Origin of the sequence: Thermodesulfomicrobium sp. WS, from assembly GCF_027925145.1 — a bacterium.
In the GTDB taxonomy this organism is placed as follows: domain Bacteria; phylum Desulfobacterota; class Desulfovibrionia; order Desulfovibrionales; family Desulfomicrobiaceae; genus Thermodesulfomicrobium.
Genome location: NZ_AP027130.1, coordinates 528,412 through 545,389 on the forward strand (window position 1 = coordinate 528,412; position 16,978 = coordinate 545,389).

Annotated in this window: 12 protein-coding genes and 1 CRISPR repeat array; of the genes, 3 read left to right on the forward strand and 9 right to left on the reverse strand. The window is 61.1% G+C overall.

What is annotated here, in order from left to right:
* Positions 1–4: 4 nt before the first annotated feature.
* Positions 5–1,279, reverse strand: a complete 1,275-nt coding sequence (locus tag QMF81_RS02605; RefSeq protein WP_281751754.1) for an IMP cyclohydrolase — start codon at positions 1,277–1,279, stop codon at positions 5–7.
* A gap of 193 nt (positions 1,280–1,472) precedes the next feature.
* Between QMF81_RS02605 and QMF81_RS02610 the strand changes: the two genes are divergently transcribed.
* Together QMF81_RS02610 and QMF81_RS02615 are read left to right on the forward strand one after the other, a co-directional pair.
* Complete coding sequence (locus tag QMF81_RS02610) at positions 1,473–2,789, forward strand: methyl-accepting chemotaxis protein (protein WP_281751756.1); 1,317 nt, start codon at positions 1,473–1,475, stop codon at positions 2,787–2,789.
* A 2-nt stretch (positions 2,790–2,791) separates the two neighbouring features.
* Entirely contained in the window at positions 2,792–4,039 is a 1,248-nt protein-coding gene (locus tag QMF81_RS02615; RefSeq protein ID WP_281751758.1) for an EAL domain-containing protein, read from the forward strand.
* Here the strand turns inward: QMF81_RS02615 and QMF81_RS02620 are convergent.
* Both QMF81_RS02620 and QMF81_RS02625 read right to left on the reverse strand, forming a co-directional pair.
* Positions 4,036–5,139 carry a putative CRISPR-associated protein gene (locus QMF81_RS02620; protein ID WP_281751760.1) on the reverse strand — a complete coding sequence of 368 codons (1,104 nt, stop codon included), beginning with the start codon at positions 5,137–5,139 and terminating at the stop codon, positions 4,036–4,038. The two genes, QMF81_RS02615 and QMF81_RS02620, sit on opposite strands and share 4 nt — an antisense overlap.
* A gap of 9 nt (positions 5,140–5,148) precedes the next feature.
* Positions 5,149–5,331 (reverse strand): hypothetical protein, encoded by a 183-nt coding sequence (locus QMF81_RS02625; RefSeq protein ID WP_281751762.1) that lies wholly within the window; start codon positions 5,329–5,331, stop codon positions 5,149–5,151.
* 222 nt (positions 5,332–5,553) lie between these two features.
* On the opposite strand from QMF81_RS02625, the gene csx2 reads away from it, so the two are divergent.
* The gene (gene csx2 / locus QMF81_RS02630; RefSeq protein WP_281751764.1) at positions 5,554–6,789 is read left to right on the forward strand and encodes a TIGR02221 family CRISPR-associated protein; all 1,236 of its coding nucleotides are present in this window, start codon (positions 5,554–5,556) and stop codon (positions 6,787–6,789) included.
* A gap of 24 nt (positions 6,790–6,813) precedes the next feature.
* Here csx2 and QMF81_RS02635 read toward each other — a convergent pair whose 3' ends face one another.
* The 6 genes from QMF81_RS02635 to csx16 all read right to left on the reverse strand — a co-directional run bounded on the left by QMF81_RS02635 (position 6,814) and on the right by csx16 (position 16,960).
* Positions 6,814–8,808 carry a hypothetical protein gene (locus tag QMF81_RS02635; RefSeq protein WP_281751766.1) on the reverse strand — a complete coding sequence of 665 codons (1,995 nt, stop codon included), beginning with the start codon at positions 8,806–8,808 and terminating at the stop codon, positions 6,814–6,816.
* On the reverse strand, positions 8,798–9,784 hold the full coding sequence (locus QMF81_RS02640; protein WP_281751768.1) for a hypothetical protein: 987 nt from the start codon (positions 9,782–9,784) through the stop codon (positions 8,798–8,800). Before QMF81_RS02640 ends, QMF81_RS02635 begins: the two co-directional genes overlap by 11 nt.
* Positions 9,785–9,793: 9 nt before the next feature.
* Positions 9,794–10,738, reverse strand: coding sequence for a hypothetical protein (locus QMF81_RS02645; protein WP_281751770.1), 945 nt, complete (start codon positions 10,736–10,738; stop codon positions 9,794–9,796).
* A gap of 404 nt (positions 10,739–11,142) precedes the next feature.
* On the reverse strand, positions 11,143–11,445 hold the full coding sequence (locus tag QMF81_RS02650; protein WP_281751772.1) for a hypothetical protein: 303 nt from the start codon (positions 11,443–11,445) through the stop codon (positions 11,143–11,145).
* A 355-nt stretch (positions 11,446–11,800) separates the two neighbouring features.
* Entirely contained in the window at positions 11,801–11,971 is a 171-nt protein-coding gene (locus QMF81_RS02655; RefSeq protein WP_281751774.1) for a hypothetical protein, read from the reverse strand.
* A 41-nt stretch (positions 11,972–12,012) separates the two neighbouring features.
* Positions 12,013–15,226: direct repeats of the CRISPR family, unit length 36 nt; unit sequence GTCTTAATCCCCTCGAATCGGGTCATGCATTCAGAG.
* Between the two features lie 129 nt (positions 15,227–15,355).
* Positions 15,356–16,960, reverse strand: a complete 1,605-nt coding sequence (csx16, locus tag QMF81_RS02660) for a CRISPR-associated protein Csx16 (RefSeq protein ID WP_281751776.1) — start codon at positions 16,958–16,960, stop codon at positions 15,356–15,358.
* Positions 16,961–16,978 lie beyond the last annotated feature (18 nt).

Sequence of the window (16,978 nt, forward strand, 5' to 3'; positions counted from 1 at the left end):
CCGCCTAGTGCTTGAAGGAGCGCTGGCCGGTGAAGACCATGGCCACCTGCGGTGTGGCTTCGTTGACCGCGGCGATGACCTCGGCGTCCCGCAGGGAGCCGCCGGGCTGGGCGATGGCGGTCACCCCGTGCTCGATGGCCAGGTCCACGCCGTCGCGGAAGGGGAAGAAGCCGTCGGAGACGAGCACGGAGCCCGGCAGCCCGCCGCGGGCGGTGCGGGTGCGGGACTCGATGTCCTCCAGGGCGCGGGTGAGTCCCGTATCGGTCTTGGCCGCCCGCCGCAGGTCGTAGATGGAGCGTCCGGTCTCTTCTCGGGCCAGACCGTCGGCGTACTTGGTGAAGGCCTTGTAGATGGTGAGATCCACGCACCCCACCCGGTCCTGCTCGCCGGTGCCGATGGCCACGGTGGCGCCGTCACGGGCGAAGATGACGGAGTTGGACGTCACCCCGGCTTCCACGGCCCAGGCAAAGAGCAGGTCTTCGGCCTCCTTGGGCGTGGGGCGGCGCGCCATCACCGTGACCCCGTCCTGGGTGGCCTCGGCCGGGAGGAAATCCTCGGTGCTGCGGATGCGGTTTTGGAAGGAGGTCTGGATGATGAGCCCACCGTCCGTGAGGCTTTTGATGTCCAAAAACGGGGCGGTGAGGAGCTCCTCCAGGTGCGCAAGGCCCGGCAGGCGCAGTACGCGCAGGTTCTTCTTGGTGGCGAGGATCTCCAGGGCCGCAGGAGTGTACTCCGGGGCCGCGATGATCTCGAAATAGTGCGCCGCCAAGAATCGGGCGCAGTCTTCGGTAAGTGGTCGGTTGACCACCACCGCGCCGCCGAAGGCGGCAATGCGGTCCGCGGCGTAGGCCCGCGTGAGGGCGGTGTATAGGCCTGCGTCGGACCAGGCCGCCCCGCAGGGGTTGGTGTGCTTGAGGATGACCGCTGCTGGCTTGGCGTGCAGGTATTGGAGGATGTTGATGCCGTTGTCCACGTCCGTGAGGTTGATCTTGCCCGGGTGCTTGCCCGACTGCAGCAGCTCCGTCTCGGTCATGGCGGAGAGCAGCCCGGGGACGCGCGTGGTGAGCGGCACCCCGGCGGCGTTGAGACCGCCGGCCTCCACGGCGTACAGGGCCGCGGGCTGATCCGGGTTTTCGCCGTAGCGCAGCCCCCGGCGCTCGCCGTCGATGCTCCAGAGGCGTTTGCGCAACAAAAGGGTTTCCTCCCCTAGGGTCAGTTGCAAGGTCTCGGGAAAGGGATCCCCGAGGATGGTGCGGTACATGGCTTTGAGATCGCTCACAGGTGTCCTCCACTCTGAAATCCAGAAAGCGCGCAGCTACCACAAGGGCGCACAAAGGGCAAACGAGCCGAAGACGCAAGATCCGAATCCCCGGGGGGGGGCGTGGGGGATGGGCGCGCACAACGGCCGTCCGTCCCCTGTCGGGCCGTGGCACACAATGTGCTTTGGTTTCTCCCCGGAACAGGAGGAATATATGCGTTTTTTTCATATTTGGAAAAAATCTTCACAGACAGAACCCTTGGGCAGGGGCGGAGACCAGGACCACAGTTTGGTGGCCGTCGTGCGGGCAGCCATGGAGGTGCAGTCGGCGGCGTCGCCGCTCGATGCGGTGGGAAACCGGGTGCAGGGCGGCATGGAGGATTTCGTGGAGCGGCTGGTCGTGGTGGAAGGGCATGTGGGCGCCGTGGCCGAGCGCGCCGAGGGCGTGGACCTGCATGCGCAGCGTCAAGGGCATGTGGCGCAGCAGGCCGCGGGCCTCATGGCCTCGTTGGCGGAGCGGGTGCGGGCTGCGGAGGAGCGGCTCACGGCGCTCGAAGGCGCTCTGGCGGAGCTTCTGGTCCGCACCCGGGAAGTGGAGGAGCGCACCCAGGGTATTCATGCTATTGCTAGTACCATCCAAAACATCGCCCGCACCACCAATATGCTCGCTCTCAACGCGACCATCGAGGCGGCCCATGCCGGTGATGCGGGGCGGGGGTTTGCGGTGATCGCCGCGGAGGTACGCTCCCTGGCGCGCCAGACAATGGAGTCGACCAGCCGGGTGGAACGGCAAAATGACGAAATTGAAAATCACGTGGCATCCATGGTGACTGCCGTGGCCCAAGTGGAGCGCTTGGCCCAGCAGGTGCGCAGCGCCATGGCCGCGTGCCTGGAGGATGTTCAGGGGGCACGGCCGTGCGTGGAAGAAGGCGGAAGCCGTGCCTTGGAGATCTGCGATGAGGCGCGGGAAGTGGTCCAATCGGTGGAATCCGTGCAGGAAGAGTTGCGGGCTCTGCACGCCGGTGCGCTCGGGCAAAAAGAAGAGGCCGTGGCATTGGCGCGGTTGGCCCGGCAGCTGCGCGAGCAGGCAGACGCCCAGTTGCTGGCTGTGGGGCGGATCCGCTTCGGTCTCCATGAGCGGGGTCGGCAGGCGGTGGAGGAACTGGCCCGGGATGCGGCGGTGCGCTCCATGCATCCCCCGCAGGTGGAGGAGGCCTTGGGGCGCGCCCTTGAGCTTGGCCTGTTTGAGCTGCTCTACGTCACCGATCTGCAGGGGCGCCAAGTGGTGCGCAATGTGGGGACCGTCACTGCGGCCTATGGAGATACGGGCCTTGGCAAGGATTGGTCCCACCGGCCGTGGTTCCGCGTCCCCAGTCAAAGCGGGCAGACCTACATTTCCGACTTTTACCGGTCTGCCGCCACGGAAAACTACTGCCTCACCGTGTCGACACCTATTGCTGACGCCCAGGGGAAGATGGTGGGGATCCTGGGCGCAGACCTGGACCTCGCCCGCTTGGTTGCAGGGAGGTAGCCATGCTGGATGTTCGCGCGCTTGTGGCAGCCCGGCGGGTGGTGGTGCATTTTCAGCCCATCGTCAGTCTCCGGCGCAGGCAGGTCATCGGCTATGAGGCCCTGGCTCGGGGGGTTGGCGAGCATGGGTGGATCTCCCCTCTGGCGCTTTTCGAGGCCGCTCGGCAGCAAGGCTTGGCCCTGGAACTGGACCGCCTGTGCCGCGAAACCGCGCTGCGGACCTTTGTCGCGTCGTCCCTGGGGTCGGTCATGCTCTTCCTCAATGTGGACCCTACGGCCCTGAACGCGACGGTGGTGGGGTCCCAATGGATTCGCCGCATGGCCGAGGAGGTCGGTATTCCCCCCTCCTCTGTGGTCATTGAAATTGCTGAGACGCAAGTGACGGATGCCCAGTTGTTGTACGATTTTGCGAAGCAATATCGGCAGCAGGGATTCCTTATCGCCTTGGACGATTTCGGCGCCGCCCACTCCAATCTGGACCGCCTGGCCCAGGTGGCCCCGGATATCATCAAGATCGACCGCGGTTTGGTGCAAGGCGCCCATCAGTCCCCTGCCCGCCGCCTGCTGCTCCATTCTTTGGCGGACTTGTGTCGTCGCCAAGGCGCTCTGGGGCTTGCAGAAGGGGTGGAAAACGCTGCGGAGGCCTTGGCTTTGGCCGCTGCGGGCTTTGACCTCTTCCAGGGGTATTTTTTCGGCCGGCCAGCGGAGGCGTCGGTGGCATCGGCCGATGGAGCGGCCCAGGCGGTCCATACCCTGGCAAGGGAGTTCGAGAAGTACCGCAGGCGTTGTCTCGTGACCGCCAAACGTCGTTCCCGAGAAATGCTGCAGCGGGTGCAGGAAATGGTGCACGTGCTTCGGCAATACGATCCTTCCGAGTTCGCAGCGGTGCTCGAAGAGATCGTCGGGCTTTCCAACGATGTGGACTGTATTTTTGTGACCGACGTCCGTGGTATTCAGATAAGTACCACCGTGTGTCAGGATCGCGAGCATAGAAACGGGGGCTTACTTTTCCAAAAAGCGCCTCCAGGAACGGATCATGGAATCAAAGACTATATCGCTGTCCCGAGAAGATTACATAAAGAATGGTATATATCCAATCGTTATGTATCCTATGCAACGCGGTCAATATGCCGGACAGTTTCGTATGCATTTCAGGCAAGAGACGGGCGCACCTATTTTTTGTGCGTTGACTTTACAGAAGACAATTTCGATCAGCTCTTTCCGGTTGAAGACCATGACAATGATCTCTAGTGGAGCCCAGAGTCGAGGAGGTCGAGTACAAGCGAGTCTCCTTCATAATGAAGGAATATACGCTTGGCTTCCCCAGATGCCCATGCGTCGCATTCATGGGTGGAACCATTGTGTTCTTGGCGGAGTTTTTTGAGATCCAGGCGATTGATGTTACCGCCTCTTGGGCCGCAATGGAAGCGGGTCAGATCCAGGATGCGTTCGTTGATATGCGCCTTCTCTGCTGCGCTGCATTTTTCGGTGGAGGAGAGAAAATCTGGTCCGAATTGGATCTTGGGATCCACAGACTCCCAAATGCGCTCCTGAAAAAGCCGTTTTCGCCCTTCGTTCCAGATGAGTTCGCCCCAGATGGAGAAGGTCACCATGCCGTCCAGTTCCATGAGCAGCGTTTCCGGGACCTGACGTGCGTCTTGGCTGCGTACCGGAAGGCCGGCCGCGAGGCGGCGGAATATCCTGTGGTGCTCGCGGACAATGGTAAGGGCGTCGGGCTCGGCGAGGGGAAGTTTGGGCAGCCGCAGCAGCTCGGAGGTGTTTTCAAAGATGGAAATGCTTTCATCGGCGTATATCATCCCCAGGGCCTGCATGAAGCCTTGGACACTCTTGAAGCCTCCGGTGAGATTGAACACGACGCGGTAGCCTCGCTGGCGGTAGAATTGGATCTCGTGCGCGCAGAGACGGACGATTTCGCTCATGGCCAATCGGAACGCCTCCAGGTCGCTCGTGCGCAGGTCCGTGATGCGCTGCACGCAGGCACTGTGGCCATGGCGCTGGAGCGTCGCGGCAATGGCCGTGGCGGCTGCTTCGCCAAGGAAGGTGTCGGTGGCCAGGAGCAGGTGATGGGTGTCCCTTGGCGCCTTGAGATCCCCATGGAAGAAGCGGACGATGGCATTGAGCTCGGCGCTGAGGCGGCACATTTCCGTGACGCTTGCCTCCTCCAGGCGTTTTTGGGCTGTGGTGATACAGGCGCGGAGCGCTGCGCGCGTTGCTGCATCCAATGCATCGGCCCTGGGGACATTGGCGTGGGCGTGAATACATTGGCGCGCCTCGGGATTGGTGTTCATCAGCAGGCTGGTGCCGCAGGTGGAAACCATGAGTGTGGGCATCCGGCGTCCTCACGGCAGAAGGTCAAGGGCAAGGGCGGACCAGAGTTCCAGGGGCAGACTGCGGAGCTCTTGGGGTGGCAGCCATTGGAGTCCTGCGAGTTCGGCTGCTGGGGCGGCGCCGCAAATGTCCACGTGGTGGAGGAAGACCGCACCGATGTGCACCGCCCCCACGGCGGTGCGGCTTTCGTGCACGAGTCCGCAAAAGTGACTGTCGCCGTGGCCAGCAGCCGGGAATTCTTCCTGTGAAGAGCCGAGGGGGCCCATCCTCCCTGCTTTTTGGGGATGTGCGGAGAACAATCCTGATACGGTGCGTTCGCCGCTGCTTGTTCGCCGAGGGGCATTGGCATACAGGCGGAACCAAGATGGCATGAAGGTTTCGTTTTTTGTCTGTCACTGGGAAATGCAGGAGGTTTGATGGACATGGATATCCAAAAGGCTCAAGTAAATACTCTCATCTCTTTGCTTGGGAAAAGTAATCTTGACAGTAAAACAGGTTATCGCGTGACGTGCTACCGTATGCCCAACGGAGAAGAGCGAAGCACCGAATACTTCGGATTGGCGCTTGCGGAATATCTGCAAGTACGCCGTATGATTCTGATTGGTACTGCGTCGAGCATGTGGGACCTGCTTGTGGAAAACGTCGCTGGCGACGATGCCGCTGAAGAACTCCGGATCATGCTCTTCGATGCGGTGCGCGCCGGCACCGTCAGCGAAGACCTGCTTGGGAAACTTGCCCCAGCCATTGAACAGAAGGTAGGGCGCAAGGTGACTCCTCTCGTCATTTCCTCCAGCGTCACCTTTGCGGAGCAGCAGGCCTTGCTCTTCCGTCTCGAGGAATTGCTGCAAAAAGACGAACGGGTGGCTCTCGATCTCACCCATGGTTTTCGGCATCTGGCCATGCTGGGGTTGGCGGCCTCCCGTTATCTGTCGCACGAACGCGGTGTGCAGGTGGTCGGGCTCTACTATGGGGCCTTGGACATGACCCGGGATGGGATCACCCCGGTGGTCACCGTCGATGGCCTGGCGCATCTGCTCGAATGGGCCGAGGCCTTCGAGGGCTATGATGCAAGCGGCGATTTTTCCCGCTTCGCGCCGCTGTTGAAGCGGGACGGATTGGCGCATGAGGCGGCCGATGCCCTCGAGCGGGCTTGGGGGCTGCTTCAGGTCAGCAACGTCAGCGACGCCGCACGAACCCTGTATTCAGCGTGGAAGAAGCTGGAATCGCCCCTCACCGGAGCCTCCGAACTCTTCCGTAAGCGCCTCCAGAAGGCACTCCGTTGGTGTCAGGCGCAGCAGTTGTCGGAGAAGCTGCGCCTGCTCGCGCTGCAAAGCCTCGGGCGCGGAGATGTCCTGCGCGCCGCCGTGTTCGGCTTTGAGTGTACGCTTGTCCGCGAGGTGGAAGAAGCCGGCGGCAATCCCCTCGACTACGAGCAGCGCAAGGCGGCGGACGATCGCCTGCAGGAGGCCTTCAAGGGAGGGGAGGAAGGCCCTGATTGGAAGCGCCACGCCTATTGGCTGCTCAAAAATGTGCGCAATGCCTGTGCCCACAGTGCGCCACCGCGCAATACCAAGCACGCTGAACTGATGCGTAACCCTGAGCGGCTGCGGCGTGAGCTCGATGCGACGTTGAACCGTCTGACCAACACATGACCCGCGCCTGGATGGGCGGGCTCCTCAGTGATAGGTGTAGGGGAAAAATCGGGCTGGCTGGCGGGCGACCAGGTCCAGGACCGCTGGGGCGTCCAGGTCCAGCAGCGGCGCGAAATGCGGCGGGTGCAGCAGCTCGCTGCGCACCGGAGCCAAGGCCTGTGCCACCGGTTCTTCAGGGATGCAAACCCCAAGGCTTTGGAGCAATGCCAGGGGCAGCAGCGCCATGACCTGCACCGTGGGGCCCATGCGGGCGCACCATTGGGCGCTTCTTTGCGCAAGCGCGCGGGCGGCCTGGGGATCTTCGTGCGCCAGATGCCGGGCCAGATTCACGGCCACGAGCTGCCAGGGGTGGCGCGCCTCGCCGTCCTGGTCCACGCGCTTGCGGATGGCGGCAGTGACGTCAGGCGCAAGGGGCAGGCGGGCGTCGCCGGACACCCGCAGCAGGGCGTGGAGTTCGTAGGCATTGAGGGCCGCGACTGTGCCGCGGCGCTGGATCAGGGCGTTCAGCTCCGCGGCGGCTTGCGCGTGCTCGCCGGCGCTCGTCCAGGCCATGATGGCGTAGAGCTGGTCGCGCTCGATGTCGTCCCACCTGCCGGTGCGGGGGGCGCAGAAGGCCTCCTCGGCCTTGCGCAGAAGGGCGATGCACTGCGGGAGATATGCAGGACCGAGAAAGCCGTAGTGCTGCCCCAGGGTGCCGTAGTATTGGCCGAGGATGATGCAGGGGCATGGCCCGAAGCGTTGGCGGCGGCGCTCCCAGACGGACTCCAGCTCTTCCAGGGCTTCGCGTTCGTGGGGGTTGAGGGGCAGTGCGGGCGGAAAATCGTAGCGGTTGTGGCGCTCACCGATGGCTTTGATGACGGCGTGGAGCACAATGCTTTGTGGACCGTCTTCCTGGTAGGGTACGGCAGACTCGTGCTGCAGGGCGATGGTCTTCCAGGCGGCAAACGCCGTGACATCGCCGCGGTGGTTGGCCCGTTCCATTTGGAGCATGGCGAGCTTCCAGGCAGCCTGGGGTTGGTGGTCGGCCACGGTGGCGTTCATGCATGCGAGGAGGGCTTCTTGAAGATTTTCCGGAAGCTTGGGGAGGGCGTCCACCAGCCGGTTCAGGTCTGGAGCACGGCAGAGGGCGCGGGTGATCTCGTGGCGCTGGTGCCGTACCCAGGGGGCAAGGGCCCCGGGGAGCGTGGCGAGCTCTGCGGCCAGAGCGCCGGATCCCGGCTGGGAGAGGGCGCTTTCCAACAGGCGCTGGGTCACGAGGAGTTTGGCGGCGGCTTCGGGGCTGCGGGCCCAGCGCAGGATGGCCCAGGCCTCGTCCAGGGTGGTCACGGCCACGGCGTGGGGGCATGGCGGCGCGGCGCAGCCTTGGGGGTAGAGGAAAAGGCGTCCAGGGCATTGGGCCTTGGTGGCGACCTCGGCCACGGGCAGGACATGGCCTTGGAGGTCGAGGCCGCCGGTGGCGATGACGTCTTCGGGAAGGGCGAGGTCGTCGAGGGCGGCCAGGGCGGCCAAGGCGCACGGCAGGGCCAACGACGCCCCCACCAGCCGTTCGTGGGGTGCCAGAGGCAGGAGGCATGGGGTGCGGCCGCGGCGCTGCGCCACCACCTGGGTCACGGTGACGGCGGCGTGGCGGGCGGCGGTATCGGACCACAGGGCGGCGGTCTTTGCCTCGGGCAACGGGCCAAAGCCCACCAGCACGTGGGCCAGCACCGCCCCTTCTGGCCCAGCGGTGGGTACCAACGCCAGCCGCCAGGGGGCGTGCTCCAGGACGTCCAAGGGCACGTCCCATAGCCCGCGCGCCAGGGCGGCGATGTGGGGGCGCGCCCACGCGGGGCGGTGCTGGGGCCAGAGCAGGTGGCAGGCCACAAGCAGCCGGGAAAACGCCGGGGGCGCGGCGGCGAGGATGCGATCAAGGGTTGGCCCCTGGGCGTGTCTGCCCCAGATGCCAGGATGAGGCGGGATGGCAAAAGATGCCACCCCGTCGGCGAGGTCGAAGTCCAGGGAATCCAGATTACCGGGCATGGGATGCGGAGTCGTCCACGAGCAGGAGCAGCGGTCGGCCCATGAGGTAGGATTCGGTCCCGTGGCCGGGAAAATCGGCGCGGAACATCCCGGTGTGGGGGTCCAGACGGCAGACCCCTTCTCGCAGGTGGAGCTTGTGCTGCCACCAGGCGTAGAGCGTACCCTTGCGCGCTGCGGGATCCAGGACGCCGGTGATGCGGATGGTGTCGCCATCGAGCCGGCGCTGGTATTGGGTGGCAAAGAAGCCGTGGCACGGCATTTCCTGCGCTTCTCCCAAAAGGACGCGGGTATAGGGGATGGGCTCCGGGGTGTCGGCCGCGGCCACAGCGGTCAGTTCCGGGGGCAGCGTGGCGGTGGCCAGGGCGCGCCAGGGGTCGAGGTCTTCAGGCAGTGCGATGCCTGGGTGAAAGCGCAGTACTCGGCGGCGGGTGGCCTCGGCGGCGCTGGCGTCCAGGTCGCGGCTGCGCAGGACCATGAACTGGGCCACGTCTGCTTCCAGGAGCCGGAAGGCGGCGATCCCGGAGTCTTCAGGCACGCAATACTCTCCCTGGGCGGCCTCGCGCACGGCGTGCAGATGCCCCGAAGAGACGTCTCCCAAGTGGTGCTCCAGCGCCTGGACGGGGAGGATGGCGGTGTTCCAGGCCTCGGCCAGGCCCTGCCCTGGGCCGAGGGGTACGTCTCCTGGCCCGGCCAACTCCGGGGTGTCGAAGAGCTGCGCCCCCCATAGGCGCGCCCCGGGGAGCACCTCCAGCACCAGCACCAGGGGCGGGTGGATGTAGCGGCCCGGATGCAGCCAGCCCCCCAGGCGCTGGGCAAGGCTCCAGATTTGGCCGGCTGCGGGTTGGGGGCGCTCGTCGGGGACGAGTTCTGGCCAATGGACGCTTGGGGCCTTGCGCGGCCACGGCCACGGTGTTCCTGTGGGCGGCAGGGTGCGCTCGGTGAGCATCAAGCGCCACGCGGCGCGGAGCAGAGACATAGCGGCCTCCTATGGTTGGCGGCAGTCCACCTGCTGGCACAAGACGTCCCAGAGGCGCTCACGAAAGGCCTCGAAGAGGCTGGGGTCCAAGTCCGCCTCGCCAAGCCCGGCATGGGGTTCGAGCACCTGCCGCAGGGTGAGATAGGCGCGCTTCTTGATGGCCGAGATGCCGCATGCGGCCGCATACCCCAATGCCCGGGCGGCGTCTTCCATGCGCCAGCCGCAGTGTTCCAGATAGCACAAGACCAAGGCAGCCTTGGGTTCCAAACTTTGGGCCGCGGCCAGGACAATGGCCTCGAGGCGGCCGCGCGTGATGGCGGCTTCGTAGTCGGTGGCCTCTCCCAAGCGTTGCAAAATACTGGGGCTGTCTTCCTCGGCGTCCGAACCTTCTTCCAAGGAGATTTCGTCGCGGTCGTAGATGCTTGTGTCATAGTGCTGGCGCAGGAAGGCGCAAAACTCCCGCAGATGGATGCTCGGGGCATATCCCAAAAATGCTTTTGCCTGATGGAAAAAGTGGAGCGCCACTTCGAGAATGTCTTTGGAGTTGCGAATATCTTTGTTTGGAAGCAATTGGGGTTGGAAGTTGCGTTCTCGAAGTTCCTTGTACGCCGGCAGCGGCTGGCCTTGAGGATCTCCGTAAGCGGCATAATCCCCGCGCAGATGATACCCTGTCTCGGGAAATTGCTTCAAGGATTGCCGCACCCGTTGGTAGAGCAGGTCCCGTTTTTGTTCTTGGAAGAATTTTTTCTGGAGGTAGCGTATCTTGGCACGGATGGCGTCGATGTTTTGGGTCGCCACCAAGTGATGGAAGTGGAGATCGTTGGCCAGTCGCTCCTGCAGAAAGATCCAGAGGTCATGGAGATGGTCGAGATCGCCCCTATGAAGGGTCTGGCGTAAAAGATCCAGAAAATCCTCACTGCGAAGCCATTGGTGGATGGTTGCGTTGGCCGTCATGGAAGGATTTGGGGTTGGTGGTGGAGGATCGGGCGCAGGCCGCGTTGTGGGCGCTGCGCCATGCCAGTGCCCCCATAGCGCACGGCCGCAGTGATTTCAACGCACTTGCCGGGCCGTCGCCTGCGGTGTGCATGCGGCGCTCAAGGCCAACCGCAATGCGCAGCCATGCAGCATCCCCCCAGCCGCACGGCTCCTTGGTTCTGATTGTTTCCCGTAAAACCGCTTGGGCCTGCAGTCCCCTCGAATCGGGTCATGCAGTCAGAGCGAACTGGGCGCCCGAAAGAACTTTCGGTGGAGAGGTGATGCGGAGGAACGCGGTGATCGGAGCGCCGCTCCTACCAGAAAAACTGCAAGCGACACCCCGATCACCGTGCTTCATTGTTGGTGGAAATCGGCAAGATGCCTCAACGAGGTTTGACCCGGTAACTATTTCCATTCAAATCATAAAGTCTTCCATAACCATCGTTGTCAATGTGGCCGCGAAGTATATCTCCATTCAAATTTCTCATTCGCACAGAGCCATAACTATCAATTTCTCCTCTATATTTATTCGCTGGATCATAATCATATCGTCTGCGCATCTCAATCCCAACACTGCTACCTATGCGTGGGGCAAAGGGGTCGGTGTTGATTTCATACTCGTCATTCCAAGCGAATGCAGAGGATGCCATGACAAACAAAGCCAAGACACAAATCGAATATTTCATACAATCCTCCTTGGGTTTTTGGTTTCTTTTTATTTCATTTGTGTTGAGCATATCTCGTCATGTCAATCTGTGGACGAAAAGCCGAAGGGAATCGAGTTTCTAAGCCGGAGTTTCTTTTCTATCGTCTCGAGTATTAATTCCATCGAATCTGGTCATGCATCCAGAATGGGGGTGGTTGTGGCATAAGAAATGGATAGAACATGGCGGCCTTCCTGTTTTTTTGAGAGTTACTCCGGTGAGTTGTGGTCGCGGGGCCGTTTGCTCCTTCCGTGTTATTTGTCCTTGTTGATATGTTCGAGGGCCAGCAAGAGGAGCATGATGATTTCTTTGAAGGGATCGCTTTTGAAGCAATCGGTCACGGCAGTTCCTCCTGGTTGCAGGTTGCCGGAAGGTGACTCCAAGACTCCTTAACGGGATGGGGATCGGTTTTTTTGGGGTTGAGATGAACATTTTGGCATTCAAGGCCACCTTCCACCGGCGCCCGGTCGTTGGACGCCATGCGGCTCGAATCCGGCAGTCGGGCCATGCATTGGAGACGGGAAAATTGTACTCATTTTGGGAAAAGCCGTCTTCCTCCCCTCGAATCGGGTCATGCATTCAGAGGCACGATAAAAACCACCCGATAAAAACTCTGTGCACCAGTCTTAATCCCCTCGAATCGGGTCATGCATTCAGAGAACATCGATAATCCTAACCAACAGGCGGTAGCCATCGCGTCTTAATCCCCTCGAATCGGGTCATGCATTCAGAGCGTCCATCGAGGGATTGACGGAAATGGTAGTGTTCGCTGTCTTAATCCCCTCGAATCGGGTCATGCATTCAGAGAGAGATTATGACCGGATTCTACCACAAGACCAACCAAAGTCTTAATCCCCTCGAATCGGGTCATGCATTCAGAGCGGATACGTGGAGGCGCTGGGCGTATGGCGCCGTGTCTGTCTTAATCCCCTCGAATCGGGTCATGCATTCAGAGCCCCTCCCCCGCCAAGCCGTGAGTGGCGGTAGTAACCAGTCTTAATCCCCTCGAATCGGGTCATGCATTCAGAGTTCATTGTGGCGGGAGCTGTCCGCGGGCTCGTCAGTGTCTTAATCCCCTCGAATCGGGTCATGCATTCAGAGCAGTCTCTGACCGGATTTTCACAGCGTGCCGCGGCTAGTCTTAATCCCCTCGAATCGGGTCATGCATTCAGAGAACGCATGCAGTACGTGCAAAACGTACTGCAAAAGACGTCTTAATCCCCTCGAATCGGGTCATGCATTCAGAGCGTGGCGCATACCATGGAGCATCTCGTCAAGAGACGAGTCTTAATCCCCTCGAATCGGGTCATGCATTCAGAGAACGCTAACCCTACCAACGCTAACCCTACCAACGCTAGTCTTAATCCCCTCGAATCGGGTCATGCATTCAGAGGAGCGCAAAACAGCGCCGTCAACGGCCGAGCGGAAAAGGTCTAGTCTTAATCCCCTCGAATCGGGTCATGCATTCAGAGGAGCATCTCACCCCGACCCAGCGCCGGGCACTGGTGATGTCTTAATCCCCTCGAATCGGGTCATGCATTCAGAGCAGGCGTGAGGCGTTTGCCCAGCTGTTGGGCGCCCCCAGGTCTTAATCCCCTCGAATCGGGTCATGCATTCAGAGGACAATGTCCAACCGGGCGCTCCGTGAGGCCGGATTTAGAGTCTTAATCCCCTCGAATCGGGTCATGCATTCAGAGCACGACGAGGCTCCAACTGCGCCTCGCCAGGACCTGCTACGTCTTAATCCCCTCGAATCGGGTCATGCATTCAGAGAAGACAGCTTGCAGGGCGTATAACCTTGGCCGCCGCCCAGGTCTTAATCCCCTCGAATCGGGTCATGCATTCAGAGGGAGGTGGGCCAACAGAGGAATTCTCCCCCCGCCGGTGCGTGTCTTAATCCCCTCGAATCGGGTCATGCATTCAGAGAAATGGCAAATAAGCTTTTTGCTGAAGCGCGGGGCTAGTCTTAATCCCCTCGAATCGGGTCATGCATTCAGAGATAAGCGACTACGCAAACTGTTTTAATGTACAAAGTGTCTTAATCCCCTCGAATCGGGTCATGCATTCAGAGCAAGGCAAGCAGGAGTCAACGAGGGCGAGGGATAGGCCGTCTTAATCCCCTCGAATCGGGTCATGCATTCAGAGAATTTGCCAGAGCGCTAGAGATTCGCGACTCGAACGAGTCTTAATCCCCTCGAATCGGGTCATGCATTCAGAGCGGCGCCCTCGAGGCCCTGCGCACCGAGGAGCACCAAGTCTTAATCCCCTCGAATCGGGTCATGCATTCAGAGTAAAACTATGTTGAAAAAATAACCATAGGAGAACCCAGTCTTAATCCCCTCGAATCGGGTCATGCATTCAGAGGGAAGCAGGTTTATGAGTTGTCAGTTGAAATTGATTTGTCTTAATCCCCTCGAATCGGGTCATGCATTCAGAGCGACGGCGTGGCGCTTGGGTGTTTCCGTTTGGCAACCGGTCTTAATCCCCTCGAATCGGGTCATGCATTCAGAGGAGATGCGGGCAACAAAGAGCGGCACAGGGCACTATCTCGTCTTAATCCCCTCGAATCGGGTCATGCATTCAGAGCTGGTTTTTTGAGCAGCCTCAATCCAGCCAGCTGTTCATGTCTTAATCCCCTCGAATCGGGTCATGCATTCAGAGAAGTCAAGGCGCCGTTCTTTGGTGCCTTAGCGCTTCTAAGTCTTAATCCCCTCGAATCGGGTCATGCATTCAGAGATGGTCTCCGGTTCGACCCGGCCCCGGTGGGCCATATCGTCTTAATCCCCTCGAATCGGGTCATGCATTCAGAGCCGCCCAGGCCGACGTTTTGCGCCGGGCGGAGGGCTCCGGAGTCTTAATCCCCTCGAATCGGGTCATGCATTCAGAGCCATCGCGTCAACCAAACAGCGTTCGAGGCCGCTTTTGTCTTAATCCCCTCGAATCGGGTCATGCATTCAGAGCATCGCGTCAACCAAACAGCGTTCGAGGCCGCTTTCGTCTTAATCCCCTCGAATCGGGTCATGCATTCAGAGGCAAGAAGGGAAGCCTAAAAGGGCTTCCCTTTTTTTGTCTTAATCCCCTCGAATCGGGTCATGCATTCAGAGGCGAGGTTGGTGCTTCGGATTTTGGCCACTACATCCAGGTCTTAATCCCCTCGAATCGGGTCATGCATTCAGAGCAAAATGGAGCAAACCCTTCTTCGTTCAACCAAAACGTCTTAATCCCCTCGAATCGGGTCATGCATTCAGAGTCCCCAAACGAGCAAGAGCTAGAAGAGCTCTCGCGAGACGTCTTAATCCCCTCGAATCGGGTCATGCATTCAGAGATTGGCAATGACAAGGTGTCCGTGGATACCCTAGTTCAAGTCTTAATCCCCTCGAATCGGGTCATGCATTCAGAGATCGAGTATGATGGCGAGTGGTACGACATGCGCTATCTGTCTTAATCCCCTCGAATCGGGTCATGCATTCAGAGCCAGGCGTGTCGCAGACAAGATCTTCACGGCATGTCGGTCTTAATCCCCTCGAATCGGGTCATGCATTCAGAGTTTGGGGATAAATGACACATAAAAAAGGAGAAAAAGTCTTAATCCCCTCGAATCGGGTCATGCATTCAGAGTATGAGCTTTTACTGTCGCGTGAACCAGGAAGAATGTGTCTTAATCCCCTCGAATCGGGTCATGCATTCAGAGTTTTCTGGCTGCTCGGAAGAGCAGCTGATTGAATGGGTCTTAATCCCCTCGAATCGGGTCATGCATTCAGAGTGCGGATGGAGGGAGCCCATGTGGGGAGCGGGTTGGCGCTGGTGCGTTCACGAATCCTCCGATTTTTTTGCCCTCGGGAAATGCTGGGTGATGTTTTTTTAGCCAAAATTGTCCTTGTTTTCAAGGGGGTCAGTCACTCATGGATCGGTTTTTGTCTGGAGCTGTCTTTTCCGTGGGTTGGGTGGCGGAAGCCGACGGAAGGGCCAGGTCCGTGGGTGGGATGGTTTCGCGCTCTCGAACCTCGAACTCGTGCAGGCGGGCGCCGTAGTGCTCCATATCGTCGGCGGACAATTCTTCTCCCCGGGCCTCTGGTGGGAGGTTCAGGGAAAGAAATATAAATCTTGCTCCGCGCTGGCATACTTGGGCGGCCAGGTGGATGGGCAGGGTGCCGATGACGATGTCACCGGGTTGTATGTTCTCCGGGTCGAGGTGATCCACCATGCGGGAGATGCTGATCCCCTGGCGCTTTGCCCACTCTTTGGCCCCGGGATGCCGGGAGACGAACCATACGCTGCCGGTGGACGTTGGAGGCTCGATGCGGCCAGAGGCGGCGAAGCGCTGCACTTCGGCCTCGAGGCGGGGGCGGACCTTGTCTTTGGGCAGGGGGCGTTTCTTCATGCCGCCGTGCTGGATGTCGTTGCGCACCTCGGCCACAGGACCGGCGATATCCCGTATCTCGGCAAAGACGGCGTCCCAATGGCGGCGTTGGGCTTCGTCGAAGCCGGGCTGGGTAGGGCAGGTGGCCTCGGGCGGGGCCAGGCGGCACGTCCAGCCTTCGCGCAGGACCACCGCTGCCTCGGCCAGGCGGCCCCAATCAAGGTAGAGCTGGGCCAAGGCCGCGAGGGCGTTGTGGCCGGCATCCGATGCCAGGTGGTTTTCCGTGAGGGACAGGGGGCGCAGCATCGCTTCCAAGCGGTTCATGGGTTCCTGGAGCACGGGGAGGCGCTCTTCCAGCTGGGGCCGGGCGATGGCGATGGCCTTCAGCAGGCCGGTGACCAAGGAGGTTTTGCCGGGAGCAGACGGGAGGAGGAGCTCGCCGATGCGGATGCCGTCCAGGGCCTGGCAGGTGCTGCGCAGGGCGGTCGCCAAGCCGAGCAGTTGGGGCGGGTCGCCCTGCCTGCCAGAAAGTCCCCAGGTTTTGCCCCAGGCGCGGCCGGTACTCTCGGCGAGATCGGCCAGAGCGGTGCCATGGCCGGTGGCGAGAAAGGTGGCGATGGCTGTGCTCCAGTCTGCGGTCTCCACGAAGGCGGTCAGGTCCCAGATGGGGGCCTCGTTGTGCTCGTTCTTGGCCTCGTAGGCGCCGTAGAGGACGTGGATGGGCTGGGACTCTCCCAGGGCGCGGTAGAGGTGCAGGGCCGCGCCGGCAAAGAACGGTTGGGAGCGAAAGCCGTGGGTAATGTCCACCACCAGCGGGGCGGAGGTCGCGGTCATGGTATCGAGCAGGGTGCGGAAGTTGTCCTGCAGCTCCGTGGGGGTTGCGCCGTTGGTGATGGGGACGATTTGGGGCTGCTCGAGCCCTGCCTCGGTAAAGGCGGCGGCGATGTCTGCCCCGTGGGTTTCCATGGCCTTGGCCGTGGCGAAGATGGTGGTGCCCCCTGGGCCAAGGAGCTTGCGGATGGCCAGGGCGGCGTAGCGGGTTTCGACCCCTGGGCCTTCGGGGTGGAAGCGATAGGTGACAGGCTGATAGTTTCCCGTGCCGAGAAAGGAGATGAGGTGGGGGCTGGCTTCGTTCATGGTTCCTCCGGAAGATCA

Excerpts from the sequence above, each read along its gene's own strand:
- QMF81_RS02610 (WP_281751756.1), top strand. The coding sequence starts at position 1,473 with ATGCGTTTTTTTCATATTTGGAAAAAATCTTCACAGACAGAACCCTTG.
- QMF81_RS02615 (WP_281751758.1), top strand. The coding sequence starts at position 2,792 with ATGCTGGATGTTCGCGCGCTTGTGGCAGCCCGGCGGGTGGTGGTGCAT.
- QMF81_RS02620 (WP_281751760.1), bottom strand. The coding sequence starts at position 5,139 with ATGCCCACACTCATGGTTTCCACCTGCGGCACCAGCCTGCTGATGAAC.
- csx2 (WP_281751764.1), top strand. The coding sequence starts at position 5,554 with ATGGACATGGATATCCAAAAGGCTCAAGTAAATACTCTCATCTCTTTG.
- QMF81_RS02635 (WP_281751766.1), bottom strand. The coding sequence starts at position 8,808 with ATGCCCGGTAATCTGGATTCCCTGGACTTCGACCTCGCCGACGGGGTG.
- QMF81_RS02640 (WP_281751768.1), bottom strand. The coding sequence starts at position 9,784 with ATGTCTCTGCTCCGCGCCGCGTGGCGCTTGATGCTCACCGAGCGCACC.
- QMF81_RS02645 (WP_281751770.1), bottom strand. The coding sequence starts at position 10,738 with ATGACGGCCAACGCAACCATCCACCAATGGCTTCGCAGTGAGGATTTT.
- QMF81_RS02650 (WP_281751772.1), bottom strand. The coding sequence starts at position 11,445 with ATGAAATATTCGATTTGTGTCTTGGCTTTGTTTGTCATGGCATCCTCT.
- QMF81_RS02655 (WP_281751774.1), bottom strand. The coding sequence starts at position 11,971 with ATGGCCCGACTGCCGGATTCGAGCCGCATGGCGTCCAACGACCGGGCG.
- csx16 (WP_281751776.1), bottom strand. The coding sequence starts at position 16,960 with ATGAACGAAGCCAGCCCCCACCTCATCTCCTTTCTCGGCACGGGAAAC.